This is a genomic window from Phenylobacterium sp. (assembly GCF_036402295.1).
In the GTDB taxonomy this organism is placed as follows: Bacteria; Pseudomonadota; Alphaproteobacteria; order Caulobacterales; family Caulobacteraceae; genus Phenylobacterium.
Window position 1 is genome coordinate 1 of the sequence record NZ_DASWTE010000059.1, and the last position, 2,372, is coordinate 2,372.

The 2,372-nt window shown below is 72.5% G+C and carries 3 protein-coding genes; all 3 read right to left on the reverse strand.

The window, feature by feature from the left end; all coding sequences use genetic code 11:
- Positions 1-96: 96 nt before the first annotated feature.
- From VGD44_RS03890 to ftsE, 3 genes are read right to left on the reverse strand one after another with little or no spacing between them, the layout of a single operon-like run.
- A complete protein-coding gene (locus tag VGD44_RS03890; protein ID WP_331084067.1) occupies positions 97-726 on the reverse strand; it encodes a YdcF family protein in 630 nt (209 codons plus the stop codon).
- Positions 726-1,622 carry a cell division protein FtsX gene (locus tag VGD44_RS03895; protein WP_331084069.1) on the reverse strand — a complete coding sequence of 299 codons (897 nt, stop codon included), beginning with the start codon at positions 1,620-1,622 and terminating at the stop codon, positions 726-728. Before VGD44_RS03895 ends, VGD44_RS03890 begins: the two co-directional genes overlap by 1 nt.
- On the reverse strand, positions 1,619-2,344 hold the full coding sequence (gene ftsE / locus VGD44_RS03900; protein ID WP_414694610.1) for a cell division ATP-binding protein FtsE: 726 nt from the start codon (positions 2,342-2,344) through the stop codon (positions 1,619-1,621). Before ftsE ends, VGD44_RS03895 begins: the two co-directional genes overlap by 4 nt.
- Positions 2,345-2,372 lie beyond the last annotated feature (28 nt).

Consider the following 2,372-nt stretch of genomic DNA (forward strand, 5'->3'; position numbering starts at 1 on the left):
AGCTGACCGGCCCCAGCAGGATCGGCGTGGCGCCGATCGCGATGAAGGCGGTCCACAGGTAGAACAGCGCAACATAGATCAGGGAGCGGGCCGCTATCACGGGCTGGCCTTCTGTTGCGCCGCAGGGGCTTCGCGGGGGCCGAGCCCCAGCACCGCCTCGCGGCCAAGGATCGCCAGATACTTGCAATACTCCAGCACCATCAACCGCGCTGCGCCGGGGCTGCGCCACCAGTTGCGGGATTTCAGCGCCGGGGTGGCGACCGCGTAGGTCTGGGCCGTGATGCCGGTGTCGCGCAGCACGGCGTTGAGCTCCAGCATGGCGCGGGGCATGTGGTAGTCGGACGTGACCACGATCAGGCGGCGGTAGCGCATGGCCTGGGCCCAGTCGGCGGTCTCGCGCGCGTTGCCCACGGTGTCGGCGGCGGTGAACCCCAAGTCCACGCAGCAGTCGTAGAGCCGGCGTACGGCGCGAGAGACGTTGCGGATGTCCTCGCGGCTGGCCATCCGGTTGACGCCGGACACCAGCACGCGGCGGCCGTAGCCGTCCTCCAGCAGGCCCATGGCCGCCGACAGCCGCTCGTTCGAGCCCGCGCCGGTGAGCGCTACGATGCCTTGGGCCGGGGCGGGGGCGCGGGCGGGGGTCTGCTGCTGCACGCGGCTCGCGAAGGCGAGCAGGCCCGAGAACCAGATGAGCGCCAGGACCAGGAAGGCGGCGACCGATTTCATCAGAGCTGCCCGATCAGCCTGCGCGCGGTGAGCCGCGCGGCGACGGCCGCCACCAGCGCCGCCAGGATCGGACAGGGCAGGACGGCGATCAGGTCGATCCAGGCGATGGGCAGGGCCGGCGTGATGCCCTGGCCGCCGCCGATCAGCCGCAACACGCCGCCCAGCAGGCCCGCCGCCACGGCGCCGGCCGCGCCGGCGATGGCGGCGACGCGGGCGAAGCGCAGCTCGAACAGGTTGGCGATCTGGGCGTCCTCGGCGCCGGTCAGGTGCAGCACCTCCACCACGTCGCGCCGCGCGGCGAGGCCCGCCCGCGTCGCATAGGCCACGACGGCGCCTGCCGCGCCGGCGATCAGCAGGAAGATCACCAGCGCCGTCCAGCGCACCACGCCGGCGGCATGGCGGATGTCCTTGATCCAGACGGAATGGTCGTCGACGACTGCGTCCAGGCCGTGCCCCTTCAGCGCCGCCGACAAGGTGGCGGCCGTCGCGGGCTTGCGCCGCTCCAGTCCCACGGCCACCAGCCGCGGCACTGGCAGGTCGTCGAGGTCGGCGGCGACGTCGCCCAGCCACGGCCGGATCAGCGCGTAGGCCTTCTCCTTCTCCAGGGCGCGGGCTTCGCTGACGCCCGGCACGCCGGCCAGCACTTCGGCGGCGCGGGCGGCCGCCGCGTCGGGGGTCTCGCCGCCGCGGGCGCGGACGATCACGGTCGCTTCGCTGCGCAGCTGTGTGGACCAGCCGCTGGCCGCGCGATCGGCGGCGATCACGCCCAGGGCCGTCAGGCAGGCCAGGAAGCAGAGCACCGCCACCACGAACAGCAGCGCCGGGTCGCGCGCGTCCTGCTCGGGCAGGAACGACGCCGGCCGCCACCGGGCGGGATCGAACGGCCCGTCGCTCATTCCGCCGGTCCTTGCGGCGGCATGGGGCGCAGCCGGCCCTTGTCGAGGTGCAGCACGGGCCGGGCCGAGCGGGCGACGAGGTCCTGGTCGTGGGTGGCGATGATGACGGTGGTGCCCAGCCGGTTCAGCTCGACGAACAGGCGGTAGATCCGCAGCGCCATCTCGTGGTCGACGTTGCCGGTGGGCTCGTCGGCCAGCAGGATCTCAGGACGGGCGACCACGGCGCGGGCGATGGCGAGGCGCTGCTTTTCGCCCCCGGCCAGGGTGGGCGGCATGGCGTGCATGCGCTGGCCCAGGCCCACCCAGGTCAGGAGCTCGGCGACGTCGTTGCGGTATTCCGAAGGCTTGTGGCCGGCGATGCGTAGCGGCAGCGCGGTGTTGTCGAACGCCGACAGGTGGTCGAGCAGCAGCAGGTCCTGGAAGACCACGCCGATGCGCCGGCGCACCCTCGGCTGGTCCTTCGGCGCCATGCTGGTCACGTCGTCGCCGAACAGGCGCACCGATCCCGACGAGGGCTGTGCGGCCAGGTAGATCAGCTTCAAGAGCGAGCTCTTGCCGGCCCCGGACGGGCCGGTGACGAAGTGGAACGAGCCGCGGGGCAGGGAGAGGGAGACGTCGCTCAGCACCTCGGGTCCGCGGCCGTAACGCATCGACACGCGCGAAAAACGGAGGATCTCGTCGGCCGACAGGTCATCGGCGGCGTCGTTGGCGTTTCTGGACATGGAGGCCGAAATCGGCGACCTCGGAGTG

Bases quoted from the DNA above. Each gene is read 5' to 3' on its own strand.
- VGD44_RS03890 (WP_331084067.1), bottom strand. From the start codon at position 726: ATGAAATCGGTCGCCGCCTTCCTGGTCCTGGCGCTCATCTGGTTCTCG.
- ftsE (WP_414694610.1), bottom strand. From the start codon at position 2,344: ATGTCCAGAAACGCCAACGACGCCGCCGATGACCTGTCGGCCGACGAG.
- VGD44_RS03895 (WP_331084069.1), bottom strand. From the start codon at position 1,622: ATGAGCGACGGGCCGTTCGATCCCGCCCGGTGGCGGCCGGCGTCGTTC.